Consider the following 16715-nt stretch of genomic DNA (forward strand, 5'->3'; position numbering starts at 1 on the left):
GTCTGGCTGGCGCTCAGCGCGCGCGCAACGCGTCCCGGATTTCGATCAGCAGCTCTTCGGTGGTGGGGCCTTTGGGGGCTGCGGGTTCCGGATCTGGCTGGGGGCGCTGGCGGATGCTGCGCAAGCGGTTGACGAGCTTGACCAGCACGAACACCACCCAGGCGGTGATCAGGAACTTGATGACGGCATTGATGAAATTGCCGTACATGAATTGCGCATCACGGACGCCAAAGCTGAGTTCCGAAAAGTCCACACCGCCGACGACAAGCCCCAGCAGCGGGTTGATCAGATCCTGCACCAGGGAACTGACGATGGCGGTGAAGGTCGCCCCGATGATGATGCCGACGGCCAGGTCGATGACATTGCCGCGGGCGATGAAATTGCGAAATTCGGTCAGCATGCGATCCTCCGGTATCCGATCCGGAGCGCAGTCTGGCCGAAAGCTGCGCGGTGGCAACCCCGGGCGGGCGCAGGCGCGTGGCGCTCAGCCGCACTCGCCCCATTGCTGGCGCTTGCGATACAGGGTCGATGGTGACACGCCCAGTTCCCGCGCCGCCTGCGGAACCGACCCGTCATTGCGCCGGATCGCGGCCTCGATCGCCATGCGTTCGATCCGCGCCAGCGTCCAGCCCCTGAACGGATCTTCCGGCGCGGTTGCGTTGCCTGCAGGGGGGGGCGAGGGCGCTGCGCAGGCTTCGCTGGCCGACTGTTCCTGCAGCCGTTTCGGCAGCATGTCCGGCGTCAGAACCGGACCTTCGTTCAGGACCACCGCATTGCGCAGAACATTGATCAGTTGCCGGACATTCCCGGGCCAGGGCAGGGCGCGAAACAGGTCCAGCACCGCGGGGGCGATCCGGTTGAGGGTGCTTCCTTCCTCGGCGGCCATGCGTTCCAGAAGGGTCTGCGCCAGTTCGACCACATCCTCGCCCCGGTCGCGCAGGGGGGGCATGTGGATCGGCACCACATGCAGGCGATAGAACAGATCCTCGCGGAAGCGGCCGTGGCGGACCTCGTCCTCGGGGTCGCGGTTGGTGGCGCAGACGATGCGCACGTCCAGCTTGCGCGCCCGGGTGGCGCCCACCGGCGTGATGGTCGAGGTCTGCAGGAACCGCAGCAACTTGGTTTGCAGGTTCAGGTCCATCTCGCAGATTTCGTCCAGGAACAGGGTGCCGCCATCCGCTGCTGCGGCGGCGCCCTGCTTGTCGGAAATCGCCCCGGTGAAAGAACCTTTCAGATGGCCGAAGACCTCGGATTCCAGCAGGTCGCCGGGGATCGCGCCGCAGTTCAGGGCGATGAACGGTTTTTCCCGCCGGGTGGACAGCCGGTGCACGGCTTCGGCGCACAACTCCTTTCCGGTGCCGCTTTCGCCGGTGATGAAAACCGTCGCCATGGACCGCGCCACCGAGCGGATCAGGCGATAGGTTTCCTGCATGGAAGGGGAGGCGCCGATGAACGGGGGCAGGGTATCGCGCTGGCCGCCGAGTGTTGCGGCGGGTACGCAGGACCTTGCCTTCAGGGCATGGGTGACAGCCTCGATCAGGCGCGCCCGGTCCACAGGTTTGACCAGAAACTCATGGGCTCCGGCGCGCATCGCGCTGACGGCGCGGTCAATGGACCCGTGGGCGGTGACCACCACCAGCGGCGTGTCCGGCGCGATCTGCTGAAAGGTCTGCAACAGATCCAGCCCGTCGCGATCCGGCAGCATCAGGTCCATGACTGCCAGCACCGGCCGGCACCTGCGGAGCTTCTCGATCGCCTCGGCCCCCGTCTCGGCGGCCTCCACCTCGAACCCTGCAGCCTTCAGGACGGCGCTGTAGGTCAGCCGCAATGACGCTGTGTCTTCTACCAGAAGGACAAGCGGAAACCCCGTGCCACCACCATGCGATGCGTCAGCGGCCATTGCAGCACCTGCAGACCGATGACGCGCCCGCTTGCCGCCAGTCGTCCGGCGTCCTTGGGGATTCGGGATATCTGCACGGGTTACTGAGATACAGGCGCATTCTTTCCGGAAAGCGGCCCGCGATTGACACAGGGGGATAGAGAGTCACGTCACTTGGGTTCCCGAAAAACACATTCCAAAACACGTTGCGGTTGCGGAACATGCACCGCCAGCACGCCATAACGATGAACAGGTATACACGGAAAAGCAACACGAAGTTGTGAAAAAAGCACTGGCTCGCGTCCTGGCATGTGATGCGCAAGCAAGAAGCGACCTGCCCAGCGGCCGGGGCCGGGGGCAGGCGCTTGGCTTCAGTCCCGGGCCGCAAGACCAAGCGGTTTCAGCGCGGCGGTGATCTCGTCCAGGATGGCCGGGTCATCGATGGTGGCGGGCATGTTGAAGGGTTCGCCATCGGCGATCTTGACCATGGTGGCGCGCAGGATCTTGCCCGAGCGCGTCTTGGGCAGGCGATCCACCACCACCGCGTGCTTGAAGGCGGCAACAGGGCCGATTCTTTCGCGGACCAGTTTCACGCATTCGGCCGTGACCTCGGCATGGTCGCGGGTGACACCGGCATTCAGGCACAACAGGCCCAGCGGCAACTGGCCCTTCAATTCATCCGAAACGCCGATCACCGCGCATTCGCCCACATCCGGGTGGCTGGCCAGCACTTCCTCCATGGCGCCCGTGGACAGGCGGTGCCCGGCCACGTTGATCACGTCATCGGTGCGCGCCATGATGTAGACATAGCCGTCCTCGTCCAGATACCCGGCGTCGCCGGTTTCATAGTAGCCTGGAAACGTGGTCAGATAGGATTTGCGGAAACGGTCTTCGGCGTTCCACAGATTCGGCAGCGTCCCCGGCGGCAGCGGCAGCTTGATGGCAATGGCGCCCAGTTCCCCGGGCGGCAGCGGGTTGCCGCCTTCATCCAGAATGTGAATCTCATGCCCCGGCATGGGCACCGACGGGCTGCCGATCTTGACCGGCAGCGGCTCCAACCCCATGGGGTTCCCGGCGATAGCCCAGCCGGTTTCCGTCTGCCACCAATGGTCGATCACCGGCACGCCCAGCTTGTCCTGCGCCCAGAGGATCGTATCCGGGTCCGCGCGTTCGCCGGCCAGATACAACACGCGCAGCGAGGACAGGTCATAGTCCCCCACCAGCTTGCCCTGCGGGTCCTCACGCTTGATGGCGCGGAAGGCGGTGGGGGCGGTGAAGAAGCTGACGACGCGATGTTCCTCGATCACCCGCCAGAAGGTGCCCGCGTCCGGCGTGCCCACGGGCTTGCCTTCGAACACGAGGGTGGTGGCGCCGTGGATCAGCGGGCCGTAGCAGATGTAGCTGTGGCCCACGACCCAACCCACGTCCGAGGCGGTCCAGAACACCTCGCCCGGGTTGACGTTGTAGAGGTTCTTCATGGTCCAGGCGAGGGCGACCAGATGCCCGCCCGTGGCGCGGATCACCCCCTTCGGCTGGCCCGTGGTGCCTGAGGTATAAAGGATATAGGCCGGATCGCTCCCCTTGACCGGCACGCAATCGGCGGGGGTGGCGTCTTTCTGAAACGCATCCCAGTCATGGTCACGCCCGGGGATCAGTTCGGCGCGTTCCTGTTCGCGCTGGAAGATGACGCAGAAATCAGGCTTGTGCGTGGCCATGTCGATGGCGCCGTCCAGCAGCGGTTTGTAATGGACCACGCGCCCCGGTTCGATCCCGCAAGACGCCGCGATGATTGCCCTGGGCTGCGCGTCATCAATCCGCGTGGCCAGTTCGCGCGCGGCAAAGCCGCCGAAGACCACCGAATGGATCGCGCCCAGCCGTGCGCAGGCCAGCATGGCCACCAGCGCCTCGGGGACCATGGGCATGTAGATCAGCACCCGGTCGCCCTTTGACACGCCCTTGGCGGCCAGCGCACCGGCCAGCCGTGACACGCGGTCCAGCATCTGGGCATAGGTGATATGGGTCTTGGTGCCGGTCACCGGGCTGTCGTGGATCACCGCCACCTGATCGCCGCGGCCTGCGGCCACATGGCGGTCCAGCGCGTTGAAGCAGGTGTTCACCTCGGCATCGGCGAACCATTCATAGATCGGGGCGCGGTCATCGAACAGCGCCTGCGTCGGTGGTGTCACCCAATCGATCGCCCCGGCCTGGTCCATCCAGAAAGCATTGCGATCGGTGATCGAGCGCTTGTAGATCTCGGCGTAACCCATGTACATCTCCTCCGGCCACATTGGCATTTTGTTACGCGAGTGACGGGGCGTCACGCAATGCTGTTACCGGCACCAACGAGGGCTATCTTGTGGAAATTTGCAAATTTTTCCCCGGAATCTGGAATCAGTTTGCAAAGCCCGCATTTCTGCAAAAGAACACCAGTGCCATCGCTGATTTTGCAAAGTCATGGCTGCGCGCTGCGGCGCCGCACAACCGCCAGCCCATACCCGGAGGCCCTTCATGCGCAGCATCCTGATCACCGGTTGTTCCTCGGGGATCGGCTACCATGCTGCCCATGCCCTGGCCGCGCGTGGCTGGCAGGTCTTTGCCACCTGCCGCAAGCCCGCCGATTGTGCGCGCCTGCAGGCCGAGGGGCTGGAGAGTTGCACGCTGGATTACACCGACCCCGAAAGCATCGGCGCTGCGCTGGACCATGTCCTGACCGTCACGGGCGGGCGGCTGGATGCGCTGTTCAACAATGGTGCCTATGCCATCCCCGGCGCGGCCGAGGATCTGCCCACCGATGCCCTGCGCGCCATATTCGAGGCAAACCTCTTTGGCTGGCATGACCTGACCCGCCGGGTGATCCCGGTGATGCGCGGGCAGGGCGGCGGGCGGATCGTGCAGAATTCATCCGTGCTGGGCTTGGCGGCCCTGCGCTGGCGAGGGGCCTATGTGGCGACGAAATTCGCACTCGAAGGGCTGACGGATGTGCTGCGGCTGGAAATGCGCGGAACCGGGGTGCATGTGGTGCTGATCGAACCCGGCCCGGTGACCAGCCGTATCCGGCAGAACTCGATCCCCCATTTCGAACGCTGGATCGACTGGCGCGCCTCGCCGCGCCGGGCGCAATACGAAGGGGAGTTGCTGGCGCGGCTGTATGAAGATCGCGCCCCGGACCGGTTCGAATTGCCCCCCGATGCCGTGACCCGGGTTCTGATCCGCGCGCTTGAGGCGCGCGCCCCCCGTCCGCGCTATTTCGTGACCCTGCCCACGCATGGCATGGCCGCTGCAAGGCGCCTGTTGCCGGGGCGGGCACTGGACTGGCTGCTGGCGCGGGTGTGACGGCACGCGACAGGCGCGCAGGGGCGGCGCTTGTCGCGGCCAAAGGAGGCAGAGGGGGTTTACAGGAACTCGCGTTCGCTCAGCGCGCGGGCCACTTCGGCGCGGACCAGCTTGCGGATGGACCGGGTCAGCCGCTCGCCCATGGTGCCGTGCAATTCCTCGCGCAGGATCTGCGCCACCAGATCCCGCAGCATGGCTTCGTCGATCACCACATCGGCCGGGGCCTCTTCCGCATCGGGCCGCGGTTGGGGCATCGAAGGGGCGCCGGCTTCGGCATCCTGCGCGTCCGCCCCGCCCGGCGCGGACCCCGCTGCGCCCCGGTTCTCCGCCGCAATGCGTCGCACGGCCGCGTTCACGCTTTCGCCGTCAGGCTGCCCCGCATCCGCTGCCGTCGGTTGCGGTGATGCCGGGCCGTTGGCCGCTTCGGGCATCCCGTTCGTGTTGACCACGCGCAGGGATGGCGTCAGCAACAGCCGATCCGATGGCGCCCGCGCCAGCGCGGCCTCCTGCGATACCAAGCGGCGGATCGAGGACAGCACATCCTCGATTTCCCGCGGGGACAATGAATCCGACATGCCTGCCCTGCTGTTTCTTGTTGTTGTGCCAGCCTAACCCGAAACCCCGTCCGATGGAATCCCGGAATCGGCCCTGTCCGCTGGCAGGGTTACTGCCGACCCAGCGATTGCAGCACCCGGTCCAGCGCCTCACCCTGCGCAGAGCGCGCGGGGGCGTTCTGCACCGCGTTGAAATACGCTTCCGGGTCATAGGTGGGAATGCCAAGGTTCAGGTGATCGACTGTCAGCAGCCCCATCGCTTCCAGAACCGAATAGGCGGCCACCTGCAGTTGCGCCTGTTCGGACACCAGCGCGGCGCGGGCGTCCAGAAGCTCCTGCTCGGCGTTGAGCACATCCAGCGTGGTGCGCGCGCCCAGCGCCGCCTCTTCGCGGACCCCGTCATATGCGGTCTGCGCGGCGCGGATCTGGCGTTCGCTGGCATCGATCCGTGCGCTGGCGACCTCCATCCGGGACCAGGCCTGGGCCACGTTCTGCAACACCTGTGCCACCGTCTGGTGCAGGTTGGACCGCGCCGCGTCACGGCGCGCAATGGCCTGGCGGTTCTGTGATGACAGCGCCCCGCCGCTGTAAATGGGGCGCGAATACTCCAGCCCCAGCGAGGCGGACTGGTTGGTGCCGCTACGCTGCACCCCCTGCGGGGCAGCGTCAAGGCTGCGCGAGGTGCCGAACCCGGCACTGGCCGAGCCGGTGACCGATCCCAGCCGTTGCGCCGCCGCGCGTTCGGCGTTCAGATCGGCGGCGGCAACCTCATGCTGGGCCTGGCGGATGGAGGGATGCGTGACCCGTGCCACCTGCTGGGCGGCGTCCAGGTTGCGCGCGGTGGCGGGCAGGGCCGGGGGCTGGCGCAACTGGCTTGGCGCGGTGCCGGTGGCGAAGCGATAGGCCTCACGCGCGATCTGCAGATCGCCCTGCGCGGCGGCCAGCAGGCTGCGTGCGCCCGCCAGACGCGCTTCGGCAATGGCGACATCGGTGCGGGTGACCTCACCGACCTCGAACCGCTCCTGCGCGGCGCGCAATTCCTGCGTGATCAGCCGCACGTTCGATTCGCGCAAAGCCACCGTGTCCGTGGCCGAGCGCACATCCATGAAGGCCGCAATCGCATTCAGCAGCACCTGCTGTTCCAGCCCCACCAGCGCCGAGCGCACCGCCAGCACCTGTTCGCGCGCTGCCTGCACCCCCAACTGCCCGCGCCCGAAATCATAGAGCGTGACAGTGGCCGACAGGTTCAGCGACGCGGACAACTGGCTGCTGTCGCCGCGCAGCGAATCCTGGTTGAATTGCGCCTGGCTGCGGGCGACGAAATTGACCACCGGGCGCAGGCTGGCCACGGCCTGGGCCACGTCTTCATCGGCCGCGCGCAGCGTGGCGCGGTTCTGGTCCAGCAGGTTCGAGTTGCGATAGGCCGCAACGAGGGTGTCCGTCAGCGACTGTGCCGACAGCGGCGGAGCGCCAAGGGCCAGCACCGCCAACCCTGCCAATGCGACCCTGCGCGCGCCCCTGATCCAGCCGCCCGTTCCGTGAAGTCCCTGCATTCTGCCTGCCTCCTGCATGGGGGCGTTTGCCCGGTTATTGGCGTGCCTTTTCCTGCCCGTCTGGCCCGCACGCATGGCCCGGGCCCGTCAGAAGCTGAATGCGCGTTCGCGCGCGAACCCTTCCAGCACCGGCGCGGCGGCGTTGAATGCATCGCGCCAGGCGATCCGGCCATCGGTCTTGACGCCGATATGGGCCACGCCCAGCGCGCCATCCATGAACAGGCAGCCCACGCGGCCACCTTCGGCCAGTTGATCGGCCAGCGCCTGGGGAAAGGTTTCGACCCCGCCCTGGACCATGATCACATCATAGGGGCCGCTGCCCGGGGCGCCGGTGGTCAGTTCGGCCTGCCGGATATCGGCATTGTCGGCGCCCATGGCGCTCAGCGCGGCCTGGCCCTCGGCCACCATGGTGGCATTGTCATCGATACCGACCACGGCCTCGGCCATCTGCGCGATGACGGCGGTGGAATATCCCATCCCGCAGGCGACATCGAGCACCAGATCGGTTTCGCCGATGTTCAGCGCATCCAGAAACTTGGCCAGGGTGCGCGGCTCCAGCAGCACACGGCCATCGCCCAGGTTCAGGTTTTCGCCGACATAAGCCGCTTCGGCCAGGGGCTTGGGCACAAAGGCTTCGCGCGGCACCCGCAGCATGGCGTCGATGATGGGAAACTTGGTCACATCCGAAGGCCGCACCTGGGTATCGACCATCATGATGCGGCGGGCGGGATAGTCCGTCATGGAATGAACTCTCGGCTTTGCTGTATCGCGATAACTCTTGCCACATAAACGCGGGGCGGGCAACAAGGCGCAGCACCTTCGGCGGGGGTTGTGCCCCCGGCGTTACGGCACAAACGGAAGGAGAGAACATGCTCAAGGTCTATCTGTCCGGTGAGATCCACACCGACTGGCGCGAGCGGATCATCGAGGGCGCGAAGGGGCTGGAGGTCAGTTTCAACAGCCCGGTGACGGATCACGCGGCCTCGGATGATTGCGGGGTCGCCATCCTGGGGGCCGAGGAGAACAAGTACTGGCATGACCACAAGGGCGCCATGGTCAATGCCATCCGCACCCGCAAGGGGATCGCCGATGCCGATGTGGTGGTGGTCCGCTTCGGCGAAAAATACAAGCAGTGGAATGCCGCATTCGACGCCGGGTATGCCAGCGCGCTGGGCAAGTCGCTGATCATCCTGCACCCGCCCGAACATGCCCATGCGCTCAAGGAAGTCGATGCCGCAGCCCTGGCGGTGGCGCAGGAGCCTGAGCAGGTGGTCGATGTCCTGCGCTATGTGCTGACCGGCAAGCTGCCCGGCTGAGCGCCCGGATCAGCCCGGAAAGCCCGGCGCGGCGCGCAGATACCCGGTGAGCAGCCCGCGGCGGTTATGGATCGGCCCGCCCAGCCGCGCCTGCGCCGCCGGGTGGCCTGCGTCCAGCACCCCCGCGCGGATCAGCAGCGCGGCAATCGCGGCCTCCGAGGCGCGGGTGCCGCCATCCACGATCTTGAGCGCGATTCCCAGCCGCTGCTGTGGCAGGATCGCCACGAATACGGCCTCGGCCCCGGTCTTGATCGCCGCCTGCTGGCCCATGGCGCGCATCAGTTCGGTGCAGGCGCGGCCTTCGCCCGCGACCAGTTCGGGGTGCAGCATCATCGCCTCTCGCAGGCGGACCATGGCGCGGGCGCGGGCATCGCCACTGTCGCTGGCAGCGGCAAAAGCCGCCATGGCGCGTGCCAGCCCGGTGACGGTGGTGATGAAATTCGGCGCCGAACAGCCGTCGATCCCGTATCCGGGCGCAGTTTCGCCGGTGACCGCCTCGAACGCCTCAAGCACTGCGCGCTGCACTGGGTGATCGGCCTCGACATATTCCGCCCCGCCCCGCAGGTGGCGGTTCAGCATCAGAAAACCCGCATGCTTGCCGGAACAGTTGTTGTGCAACTGGCACGGCGCATCGCCTGCGCGCACCAGCGTGTCGCGGCTGTCGCTGTCATAGGGGTCATGCGCGCCGCAGCGCAGGTCGCTTTCGCCCAGGCCCATATCCGCCAGCCAGCGCGCCACGGCGTCCGTATGGATCGCCGCCCCCTGATGCGAGGCGCAGGCCAGCGCCAGATGCTGCGGCGTCAGCTCTGCGCCTGCGCCGCTTTCCAGCAGCGGCAGCGCCTGGATCATCTTGGCCGAGGAGCGCGGGTATATCGGCGCATCCGCATCGCCCCAGCTGTCCACCACGGCGCCGCTGGCATCGCAGATCACCGCATGCCCGGCATGGACACTTTCCACCATCTCGCCGCGCCAAAGCTCGATCATCCGGTGGGCCTGCGGGGCGGAATTTTCGCGCAGCATTGCCTGCTCCTGCTCACGGCTGCGCGATTTTATGCGAACGGCCCTTTCCGACCGCCGCCTGTTCGCGCTATTACGGGTCCGGTTAGAGCACGACCGCCCGCGACAGACAAGACGCCCGGCACCGATCGGGTCAGGGCGCGGATGGAATGGCGGGCGGACAGAGCAGGCTGGAGGCTGTGGGACAGATGATCGCAACAAGTAGACCCTTTGCACCAATGAACCTTGCGCTGGGCGTGGCGATGGCCCTTGGCGCGGCAGCGCAGGCATATGCACAGGACTCCACCAACCGCGTTGCGGTGGAGACCGCCTGGAGCGTGTTCGTCGATGGCGATCCGCGGGAATGCTGGGTCGTCTCCTCGCCGCAGGAGGTGGTCAACACCCGGGGCGGGCAACCGGCCAGTGTGCGGCGCGGCGATATCCTGCTGTTCACCACCTATCGCGCCGGTGGCACACCGGGCGAGGTGTCGTTCACCGGCGGCTATCCGTTCGACCCGGACTCCACCGTGGGGCTGACCATCGGCTCGAACGAGTTTCAGTTGTTCGTCGAAGGGCAATGGGCCTGGGCCGGTTCGGCCGAGGATGACGCCGCAATCATGGCCGCCATGCGTGGCGGGGCCGAGGCTGTGCTGACCGCGCGCTCCTCGCGCGGGACGGACACGCGGGACACGTTCTCGCTCTTCGGCTATACGGCGGCGACCGAAACCGCGGCCGAGCGCTGCGCCGAGTGACACCGGCCCCCAGCCGGGGGCCAGACGATGAATTGCTGCGCCGGGCTGTCATGCCCGGCGTTTCTTGCTATATGACAGGGGCCATGCCCCGCCCGGAGAAGACCCCATGACCGCCACCGCGCCCATCACCCAGGACGTGCTGACCATCCGGCGCACCCCGCCGCAGGAGGGCAAGACCAACCTCATCGGCCTGACCCGCTCCCAACTGGCCGAGGCACTGCGCGCCATCGGCACGCCTGAGCGGCAGGTCAAGATGCGCCTGGGCCAGGTCTGGCAATGGCTCTATCACTGGGGCGTGCGCGATTTCGCGGCCATGACCAACCTGGCCAAGGACTACCGCGCGCTGCTGGAGGACCATTTCACCATCGACCTGCCGCAGGTGGTCAGCCGCCAGGCCAGCGCCGATGGCACCCGCAAGTATCTGCTGCGCATCGCCGGCGGGCATGAGGTCGAAACCGTCTACATCCCCGAAGAAAACCGCGGCACGCTCTGCGTGTCCAGCCAGGTAGGCTGCACGCTGACCTGTTCCTTCTGCCACACCGGCACGCAAAAGCTGGTGCGTAACCTGACCGCCGCTGAAATCGTCGGCCAGTTGATGGTCGCGCGCGATGATCTGGGCGAATGGCCGGTGCAGGGCGCGCCGAAGAATGAAACCCGGTTGGTCAGCAATCTGGTGCTGATGGGCATGGGCGAGCCGCTCTACAATTTCGAAAATGTCCGCGATGCCATGCAGGTGGTGATGGACAATGAAGGGCTGACGCTGTCGCGCCGCCGCATCACGCTCTCCACCAGCGGCGTGGTGCCGGAGATCGCGCGCACGGCGCAGGAAATCGGCTGCCTTCTGGCGGTGTCCTTCCATGCCACCACCGACGCGGTGCGCGACAAGCTGGTGCCGATCAACAAGCGCTGGAACATCGCCGCGCTGCTGGACGCCCTGCGCGAGTATCCAAGGCTGTCGAACTCGGAACGGATCACCTTTGAATATGTCATGCTCAAGGGGGTGAATGACTCGGATGCCGATGCGCGGCGGCTGGTGAAGCTGATCGCGGGGATCCCGGCCAAGATCAACCTGATCCCCTTCAACGAATGGCCCGGCGCCCCGTATGTGCGCAGCGACTGGGCGCGGATCGAGGCCTTTGCCGACATCATCCACAAGGCCGGTTATGCCAGCCCCATCCGCACCCCGCGCGGCGAGGATATCATGGCCGCCTGCGGGCAGTTGAAATCGGAAACCGAACGGGCGCGGAAATCCCGCGCTCAGATCGCGGCCGAGGTTGCGGGCGGGGCAGGGGGCTGATGCCCGTCATCCTACTGGTCGTAATCGGCGCGGCGGCGGGCTATGTGGCTACGCGGCTGATGCGCGTCAATGTGGACATGCCCACCGCCATGGTGGTGGGGGTGATCGGCGCGGTGCTGGGCGGCATGGCGTTTCGGTTCCTCATGGCCTCGGCGGGCTGGGTGGTGATGTTCGTGATCGCACTTCTGGCCTCGATGGGGCTGATCTGGGTCTGGCAGAAATACCAGGGTCGGCGCTGAGGCATTTTCCCCCGGTTGCCGGTGCGCGGTCGCTTCAATCCCCCGTGGCCATGCCCTAGGGTCCGCTGGCGTAACTGATCAGGGGGCTGACATGCATTCATCCGAGATTGCGGTTCTGGGAGCAGGGGTTGTCGGCCTTTCGGTGGCGCTGCGCCTGGCCGATGAAGGCCACGCGGTCACGCTGATCGCGCCCGAGGACAGGGGCGACGGGGCCTCTTATGGAAATGCGGGGGTGATTGCCGATTACGCGGTTTTGCCGGTGGGCACGCCCGATGTGCTGCGCAACCTGCCGTCGCTGCTGTTTGACCGGCTCAGCCCGCTGGCGATCCGGCGCTCGGCAGTCCTGTCGCTGTTGCCCTGGCTGACCCGCTTTGCCCTGCAATCCTTGCCCGGCCCCGCGCGGCGCAATGCCCGCGCCATTGCCGCGCTGCTGGCCGATGCTGCCGCCGAATGGCGCGATCAGGCGGACCGGATCGGCGGCAGCGATGTGCTGCGGCGGCGTGGCTCGCTTTACCTCTATGAAAGCGCTGCGGATATCTCGGAGGCGTCCCTGCAGTGGCAGCGGGATCTGGGGGTGCAGGTTGAGCGCCTGGGGCGCGATGAACTGGGGCAGCTCGAACCGGGCCTTCCTGGCGAAGCGGCTGTCGGTGCGGCCTATTTCCCCAACACCATGACCGTCAGCGATCCGGGCCGGATGCTGCGCCTGCTGGCGGCAGCCGTGCCCGGCGCGGGGGTGGCGCGCATCACTGCCCGCGCCACGGGGCTGGAGCGGGGGGCCAATGGCGTGATCATCCGCTGCGATGACGGCACGCATCTGTGCGCGCGCCGCGTGGTGCTGGCCGCGGGCGCCTGGTCCCGCCCGCTGGCCCGCATGGCCGGGGACCGGGTGCCGCTGGACACCGAACGCGGCTATCACATCGAATTCGACATGGAGGAGCAGCCGATCACACGCCAGATGACCCCGGTGTCACGCGGCTTCTATTTCTGCCCCATGGAAGGGCGGCTGCGCGTGGCCGGCACGGTAGAGCTTGGCGGGCTGGGGGCGCCGGCCTCTCCCCACCGGGTTGCGGTGCTGGAGGAGGGCGCCCGCGCCGTGCTGCCGGACCTGCCTGCGATCAGCCGAAGCTGGATGGGCTGCCGCCCGTCGCTGCCCGACAGTGTGCCGGTGATCGGGCCGTCACGCGCGGGGGATGATGTGATCCATGCCTATGGCCACGGGCATCTGGGCCTTACCCTGGCGCCGGTGACGGCGCGGATGGTGGCGGATCTGGTGGCCGGGCGGGGGGGCGTGGCCGCGCCCTATCTGCCAAGCCGTTTCTGAGCGGCCGCCGCCAGCGCCGCCCCCGCCAGACAGGCGGCAAACACTGCGGCGGCCACGGTCACGATGCTGGGCCCCGAAGGCGTATCCAGCCGCAGCGACATCTGCAGCCCGCCCCAGACCGCAACCATGCCGATTGCAATGGCCAGCAGCGCCATGGCTTCAGGGCTGCGGGCCATGTTGCGTGCGGCGGCGGCGGGGATGATCAGCATGGCCGCGATCAGCAGCGCGCCGATCACCTTGAGCGCCACCGCCACCACGATGGCCAGCGCCACGGTCAGCACCATCCGTTCGCGCGCCGGATCAATCCCCGAGGCATGGGCCAGGTCCTCGTTCAGGGTGGCGGTCAGCAGCGCCCGCCAGCGCCAGGCCATCAGCGCCGTCACCAATGCCGCGCCGCAGGCAATTACCCCCAGATCAAAGCGGGACACCGCCAGGATATCGCCAAAGAGATAGGCCGTCAGATCCACGCGCACATTGGGCAGGAAGGATACCGCCACCAGCCCCAGCGCCAGCGCCGAATGCGCCAGCACGCCCAAGGTCGTGTCCATGGCCCATCCGCGCCCCGCCAGCGCCGAGACAATCATCGCCATCATCAGCGCGACCATGCTGGTGCCGATGAAGATCGAAATCTGGAACCCGAGTGCCAGCGCCACACCCAGAATCGCCGCATGGGCCGTGGCATCGCCGAAATATGCCATTCGGCGCCAGACCACAAAACAGCCCAGAGGTCCCGCCGCCACCGCAACTGCCAGCCCGGACAGCAAGGCGCGTATCAGAAAATCATCCAGCATCAGCGCGTTGAGGCCTTTTCTTGATCTATCTCCTCGACGGGTGCCGGGTGGTCACGGTCGCAGTTCTCGTCATGGCTGTGATCATGCTCATGTTGATAAAGTGCAAGTGCACCCCCGGTCCCCATTCCGAACAGCGCACGGTATTCGGGCGCGCGGGCGACCACCTTTGGCGCTCCCTGGCAGCAGATATGCCCATTCAGGCAGATCACACGGTCCGCGGCGCTCATCACCACATGCAGGTCATGGCTGACCAGCAGCACCGCGCAGTCCAGCGTCTGGCGCACCTCCTCGATCAGTTTGTAGAAGGCTGCGACGCCGGGCTGGTCCAGCCCCTGGGTGGGTTCGTCCAGCATCAGGATATCAGGGTCCGACAGCAGGGCGCGGGCCAGAAGCGCGCGCTGGAACTGCCCGCCCGACAGTGTTGCCATGTCCTGCCCGGCGATATCTGGAACGCCCACCTGCGCCAGGGCCGTGGCAATGCGCGCGGGGCTCTGTCGCACGGGCAGCGACAGGAACCGGCGCACCGGCAGGGGCAGGGCGGCATCGATATGCAGCCGCTGCGGCACATAGCCGATCCGCAGGCCGCGCGCCCGTCTGACCCGCCCCGCCGAAGGGGTCACAACCCCCAGCAGGGCCCGCAACAGCGTGGACTTGCCCGACCCGTTCGGCCCCACAACGGTGACGATCTCGCCGCGGTCAATGGCAAAATCGACGCCGCCGAGCACCTGCCGCCCGCGATAGGCCACGGCCAGCCCCTGCGCTTCGATCAGCGGGTGCGGGGAGGTCATGACGTCGCGCATTGGGGGCAGAGGCCCACGGCCTCGATACTGGCGCGTTCGACGCTGAAGCCCACGGTGCCCGCGGTCCGCTCCAGCGCCTGGCGCGGGGCTGCAGAGGGGGCCTCGGCCACGCTGTTGCACAGGCGGCAGATCAGGAACACGGCCTGATGAGCCTCGCCCGGGTGGGAACAGGCGGTAAAGGCGTTCAGCCGCTGGATGCGATGGGCCAGACCATTGTCCACCAGGAAATCCAGTGCACGATAGGCCACCGGCGGCTGGCGACCGAACCCGTCCTGGGCCAGACGCTCCAGCACCTCATAGGCGCCGAGGGCGCGATGATCCTCCAGCAGGATTTCCAGCGTCCGGCGGCGCACGGGCGTCATGCGCAACCCGCGCTGGCGGGCCAGTTCTTCGGCCCGCGCCATGCCCTCGCGGGCGCAATGGGCGTGGTCATGGGCTTCGAAGGCGCGTGCCGGATCCGAAGGGGCGGGCATGGGAAACCTCGCTTGACTTGTGATGGTATAACATATTATCCCCGCATGGAACAGGAACAAGAGGTTTGAGATGCGTTACACCATCACGCTGCTGAGCGCCAGTCTGGCTGTCCCCGCCTTTGCCGATGCACCGCGCGTCATCACCGATATGCCTGTGGTCCATTCGCTGGCCGCGCAGGTGATGGGTGATCTTGGTACGCCGGACCTGCTTCTGGACCGCGGCGGGGACCCGCACAGCTTCCAGCTGCGCCCCACCCAGGCCCGCGCCCTGGAGCAGGCGGATGTGCTGTTCTGGGTTGGTGAGGAGTTGAGCCCCTGGCTGCAGCGGGCCATCGACGGTGTGGGCGTTTCGGGCGCGGTTGTGACTTTGATCGAGGTCGAGGGCCTGCACCGGATGGAGTATGCCTTTGGGCATGACCACGCCCATGATGACCACGGCCACTCGCATGACGGCGACCACGGGCATGGCCATGATGACCACGGCCACTCGCATGACGGCGACCACGGGCACGGCCATGATGACCACAGCCATTCGCATGATGACGACCACGGGCACGGCCATGATGACCACGGCCACTCGCATGATGACGACCACGGGCATGGCCATGATGACCACGGCCATTCGCATGATGACGACCACGGGCACGGCCATGATGACCACGGCCATTCGCATGATGACGACCACGGGCATGGCCATGATGACCACGGCCATTCGCATGATGACGACCACGAGCATGGCCATGATGATCACGGCCATTCGCATGATGACGACCAAGGGCACGGCCATGATGACCACGGCCATTCGCGTGATGACGACCACGGTCACGGCCACGATGATCACGGCCATTCGCATGACCATGGCCACAGCCATGACGGGCTGGACCCGCATGCCTGGATGAACACCGGGAATGCCAAGCTGTGGCTGGACGCCATCGCCGCGCATCTGTCCGAGATCGACCCCGACAACGCCGAAACCTACGCCGCCAATGCCGAAGCCGGCCGTGAACAGATCGCCGCCCTGGCCGAAGAGGTGGCCGAGATGCTGGCGCCCGTGGGTGCCGCGCCGCTGGTGATGTTCCATGATGCCTATGGTTATCTGGCCGACCAGTTCGGGTTGAACATCGCCGGGACCATCGCGCTGGGCGATGCCGCGGCCCCCGGCGCGCAGCGCCTGTCCGATCTGCGCGCGCAGCTGGCCGACGCCGGCGCCGCTTGCGTCTTCCCCGAGGTCAACCATTCCTCGCGCTATGTGGATGTGGTGGTCGAGGGCACCGGCGTTGGTGTCGGGGCCGAACTGGACCCCGCCGGTGTGCTTCTGGAACCGGGTGCGGGGCTCTATGCCGAATTGATGCGCAACATGGCCCGCGATATCGCCGAATGTGCGCGCGGCTGAGCATCGAGGCACCCTGGA

17 protein-coding genes are annotated in these 16715 nt (G+C 66.8%); 7 read left to right on the top strand and 10 right to left on the bottom strand.

What is annotated here, in order from left to right; genetic code table 11:
• Positions 1–13: 13 nt before the first annotated feature.
• The 3 genes from mscL to HUK65_RS04205 all read right to left on the bottom strand — a co-directional run bounded on the left by mscL (position 14) and on the right by HUK65_RS04205 (position 4146).
• Entirely contained in the window at positions 14–400 is a 387-nt protein-coding gene (gene mscL, locus HUK65_RS04195) for a large-conductance mechanosensitive channel protein MscL (RefSeq protein WP_179904889.1), read from the bottom strand.
• An 84-nt stretch (positions 401–484) separates the two neighbouring features.
• The gene (locus tag HUK65_RS04200; protein ID WP_179904890.1) at positions 485–1900 is read right to left on the bottom strand and encodes a sigma-54-dependent transcriptional regulator; all 1416 of its coding nucleotides are present in this window, start codon (positions 1898–1900) and stop codon (positions 485–487) included.
• Between the two features lie 350 nt (positions 1901–2250).
• Positions 2251–4146 (bottom strand): propionyl-CoA synthetase, encoded by a 1896-nt coding sequence (locus HUK65_RS04205; RefSeq protein ID WP_179904891.1) that lies wholly within the window; start codon positions 4144–4146, stop codon positions 2251–2253.
• Between the two features lie 241 nt (positions 4147–4387).
• Here HUK65_RS04205 and HUK65_RS04210 point away from each other — a divergent pair, with 241 nt between their 5' ends.
• The gene (locus tag HUK65_RS04210; RefSeq protein WP_179904892.1) at positions 4388–5212 is read left to right on the top strand and encodes an SDR family oxidoreductase; all 825 of its coding nucleotides are present in this window, start codon (positions 4388–4390) and stop codon (positions 5210–5212) included.
• A gap of 59 nt (positions 5213–5271) precedes the next feature.
• Here the strand turns inward: HUK65_RS04210 and HUK65_RS04215 are convergent, their stop codons facing one another.
• The 3 genes from HUK65_RS04215 to HUK65_RS04225 form a co-directional block, all read right to left on the bottom strand.
• Entirely contained in the window at positions 5272–5787 is a 516-nt protein-coding gene (locus HUK65_RS04215; RefSeq protein WP_179904893.1) for a hypothetical protein, read from the bottom strand.
• Positions 5788–5876: 89 nt separating this feature from the next.
• Positions 5877–7319 carry a TolC family outer membrane protein gene (locus HUK65_RS04220; RefSeq protein WP_179904894.1) on the bottom strand — a complete coding sequence of 481 codons (1443 nt, stop codon included), beginning with the start codon at positions 7317–7319 and terminating at the stop codon, positions 5877–5879.
• An 87-nt stretch (positions 7320–7406) separates the two neighbouring features.
• A complete protein-coding gene (locus HUK65_RS04225) occupies positions 7407–8060 on the bottom strand; it encodes a protein-L-isoaspartate O-methyltransferase family protein (RefSeq protein WP_179904895.1) in 654 nt (217 codons plus the stop codon).
• Positions 8061–8188: 128 nt separating this feature from the next.
• On the opposite strand from HUK65_RS04225, the gene HUK65_RS04230 reads away from it, so the two are divergent.
• Complete coding sequence (locus HUK65_RS04230) at positions 8189–8635, top strand: YtoQ family protein (protein ID WP_179904896.1); 447 nt, start codon at positions 8189–8191, stop codon at positions 8633–8635.
• A 9-nt stretch (positions 8636–8644) separates the two neighbouring features.
• Here the strand turns inward: HUK65_RS04230 and HUK65_RS04235 are convergent, their stop codons facing one another.
• Positions 8645–9655 carry an asparaginase gene (locus tag HUK65_RS04235; RefSeq protein WP_235441757.1) on the bottom strand — a complete coding sequence of 337 codons (1011 nt, stop codon included), beginning with the start codon at positions 9653–9655 and terminating at the stop codon, positions 8645–8647.
• A 215-nt stretch (positions 9656–9870) separates the two neighbouring features.
• Between HUK65_RS04235 and HUK65_RS04240 the strand changes: the two genes are divergently transcribed.
• The 4 genes from HUK65_RS04240 (at position 9871) to HUK65_RS04255 (ending at position 13240) form a co-directional block, all read left to right on the top strand.
• Positions 9871–10383, top strand: coding sequence for an invasion associated locus B family protein (locus HUK65_RS04240; RefSeq protein ID WP_179904897.1), 513 nt, complete (start codon positions 9871–9873; stop codon positions 10381–10383).
• A gap of 106 nt (positions 10384–10489) precedes the next feature.
• On the top strand, positions 10490–11680 hold the full coding sequence (rlmN, locus tag HUK65_RS04245; protein ID WP_179904898.1) for a 23S rRNA (adenine(2503)-C(2))-methyltransferase RlmN: 1191 nt from the start codon (positions 10490–10492) through the stop codon (positions 11678–11680).
• Positions 11680–11919: a GlsB/YeaQ/YmgE family stress response membrane protein gene (locus HUK65_RS04250; RefSeq protein WP_179904899.1), complete on the top strand. Its 240-nt coding sequence runs from the start codon at positions 11680–11682 to the stop codon at positions 11917–11919. Before rlmN ends, HUK65_RS04250 begins: the two co-directional genes overlap by 1 nt.
• Positions 11920–12010: 91 nt before the next feature.
• Positions 12011–13240, top strand: coding sequence for an NAD(P)/FAD-dependent oxidoreductase (locus HUK65_RS04255; RefSeq protein WP_179904900.1), 1230 nt, complete (start codon positions 12011–12013; stop codon positions 13238–13240).
• Here the strand turns inward: HUK65_RS04255 and HUK65_RS04260 are convergent.
• The 3 genes from HUK65_RS04260 to HUK65_RS04270 are packed head-to-tail and all read right to left on the bottom strand — an operon-like array spanning position 13219 to position 15304.
• Complete coding sequence (locus tag HUK65_RS04260) at positions 13219–14031, bottom strand: metal ABC transporter permease (protein WP_179904901.1); 813 nt, start codon at positions 14029–14031, stop codon at positions 13219–13221. The two genes, HUK65_RS04255 and HUK65_RS04260, sit on opposite strands and share 22 nt — an antisense overlap.
• Positions 14031–14819, bottom strand: coding sequence for a metal ABC transporter ATP-binding protein (locus HUK65_RS04265; RefSeq protein ID WP_179904902.1), 789 nt, complete (start codon positions 14817–14819; stop codon positions 14031–14033). The genes HUK65_RS04260 and HUK65_RS04265 overlap by 1 nt, the downstream gene beginning before the upstream one ends.
• The gene (locus tag HUK65_RS04270; RefSeq protein ID WP_179904903.1) at positions 14816–15304 is read right to left on the bottom strand and encodes a Fur family transcriptional regulator; all 489 of its coding nucleotides are present in this window, start codon (positions 15302–15304) and stop codon (positions 14816–14818) included. The genes HUK65_RS04265 and HUK65_RS04270 overlap by 4 nt, the downstream gene beginning before the upstream one ends.
• Before the next feature lie 70 nt (positions 15305–15374).
• Here HUK65_RS04270 and HUK65_RS04275 point away from each other — a divergent pair, with 70 nt between their 5' ends.
• Positions 15375–16697, top strand: coding sequence for a zinc ABC transporter substrate-binding protein (locus HUK65_RS04275; protein WP_179904904.1), 1323 nt, complete (start codon positions 15375–15377; stop codon positions 16695–16697).
• Positions 16698–16715 lie beyond the last annotated feature (18 nt).

This window comes from Rhabdonatronobacter sediminivivens, from assembly GCF_013415485.1.
GTDB classification, from domain to species: domain Bacteria; phylum Pseudomonadota; class Alphaproteobacteria; order Rhodobacterales; family Rhodobacteraceae; genus Rhabdonatronobacter; species Rhabdonatronobacter sediminivivens.

What these genes read in the sequence shown, in the direction of transcription:
- HUK65_RS04240 (WP_179904897.1), top strand. Translation starts at nt 9,871, where the DNA reads ATGAACCTTGCGCTGGGCGTGGCGATGGCCCTTGGCGCGGCAGCGCAG.
- HUK65_RS04265 (WP_179904902.1), bottom strand. Translation starts at nt 14,819, where the DNA reads ATGACCTCCCCGCACCCGCTGATCGAAGCGCAGGGGCTGGCCGTGGCC.
- HUK65_RS04205 (WP_179904891.1), bottom strand. Translation starts at nt 4,146, where the DNA reads ATGGGTTACGCCGAGATCTACAAGCGCTCGATCACCGATCGCAATGCT.
- HUK65_RS04235 (WP_235441757.1), bottom strand. Translation starts at nt 9,655, where the DNA reads ATGCTGCGCGAAAATTCCGCCCCGCAGGCCCACCGGATGATCGAGCTT.
- mscL (WP_179904889.1), bottom strand. Translation starts at nt 400, where the DNA reads ATGCTGACCGAATTTCGCAATTTCATCGCCCGCGGCAATGTCATCGAC.
- HUK65_RS04275 (WP_179904904.1), top strand. Translation starts at nt 15,375, where the DNA reads ATGCGTTACACCATCACGCTGCTGAGCGCCAGTCTGGCTGTCCCCGCC.
- HUK65_RS04210 (WP_179904892.1), top strand. Translation starts at nt 4,388, where the DNA reads ATGCGCAGCATCCTGATCACCGGTTGTTCCTCGGGGATCGGCTACCAT.
- HUK65_RS04215 (WP_179904893.1), bottom strand. Translation starts at nt 5,787, where the DNA reads ATGTCGGATTCATTGTCCCCGCGGGAAATCGAGGATGTGCTGTCCTCG.
- HUK65_RS04260 (WP_179904901.1), bottom strand. Translation starts at nt 14,031, where the DNA reads ATGCTGGATGATTTTCTGATACGCGCCTTGCTGTCCGGGCTGGCAGTT.
- HUK65_RS04250 (WP_179904899.1), top strand. Translation starts at nt 11,680, where the DNA reads ATGCCCGTCATCCTACTGGTCGTAATCGGCGCGGCGGCGGGCTATGTG.
- HUK65_RS04230 (WP_179904896.1), top strand. Translation starts at nt 8,189, where the DNA reads ATGCTCAAGGTCTATCTGTCCGGTGAGATCCACACCGACTGGCGCGAG.
- HUK65_RS04220 (WP_179904894.1), bottom strand. Translation starts at nt 7,319, where the DNA reads ATGCAGGGACTTCACGGAACGGGCGGCTGGATCAGGGGCGCGCGCAGG.
- HUK65_RS04225 (WP_179904895.1), bottom strand. Translation starts at nt 8,060, where the DNA reads ATGACGGACTATCCCGCCCGCCGCATCATGATGGTCGATACCCAGGTG.
- HUK65_RS04255 (WP_179904900.1), top strand. Translation starts at nt 12,011, where the DNA reads ATGCATTCATCCGAGATTGCGGTTCTGGGAGCAGGGGTTGTCGGCCTT.
- HUK65_RS04200 (WP_179904890.1), bottom strand. Translation starts at nt 1,900, where the DNA reads ATGGCCGCTGACGCATCGCATGGTGGTGGCACGGGGTTTCCGCTTGTC.
- HUK65_RS04270 (WP_179904903.1), bottom strand. Translation starts at nt 15,304, where the DNA reads ATGCCCGCCCCTTCGGATCCGGCACGCGCCTTCGAAGCCCATGACCAC.
- rlmN (WP_179904898.1), top strand. Translation starts at nt 10,490, where the DNA reads ATGACCGCCACCGCGCCCATCACCCAGGACGTGCTGACCATCCGGCGC.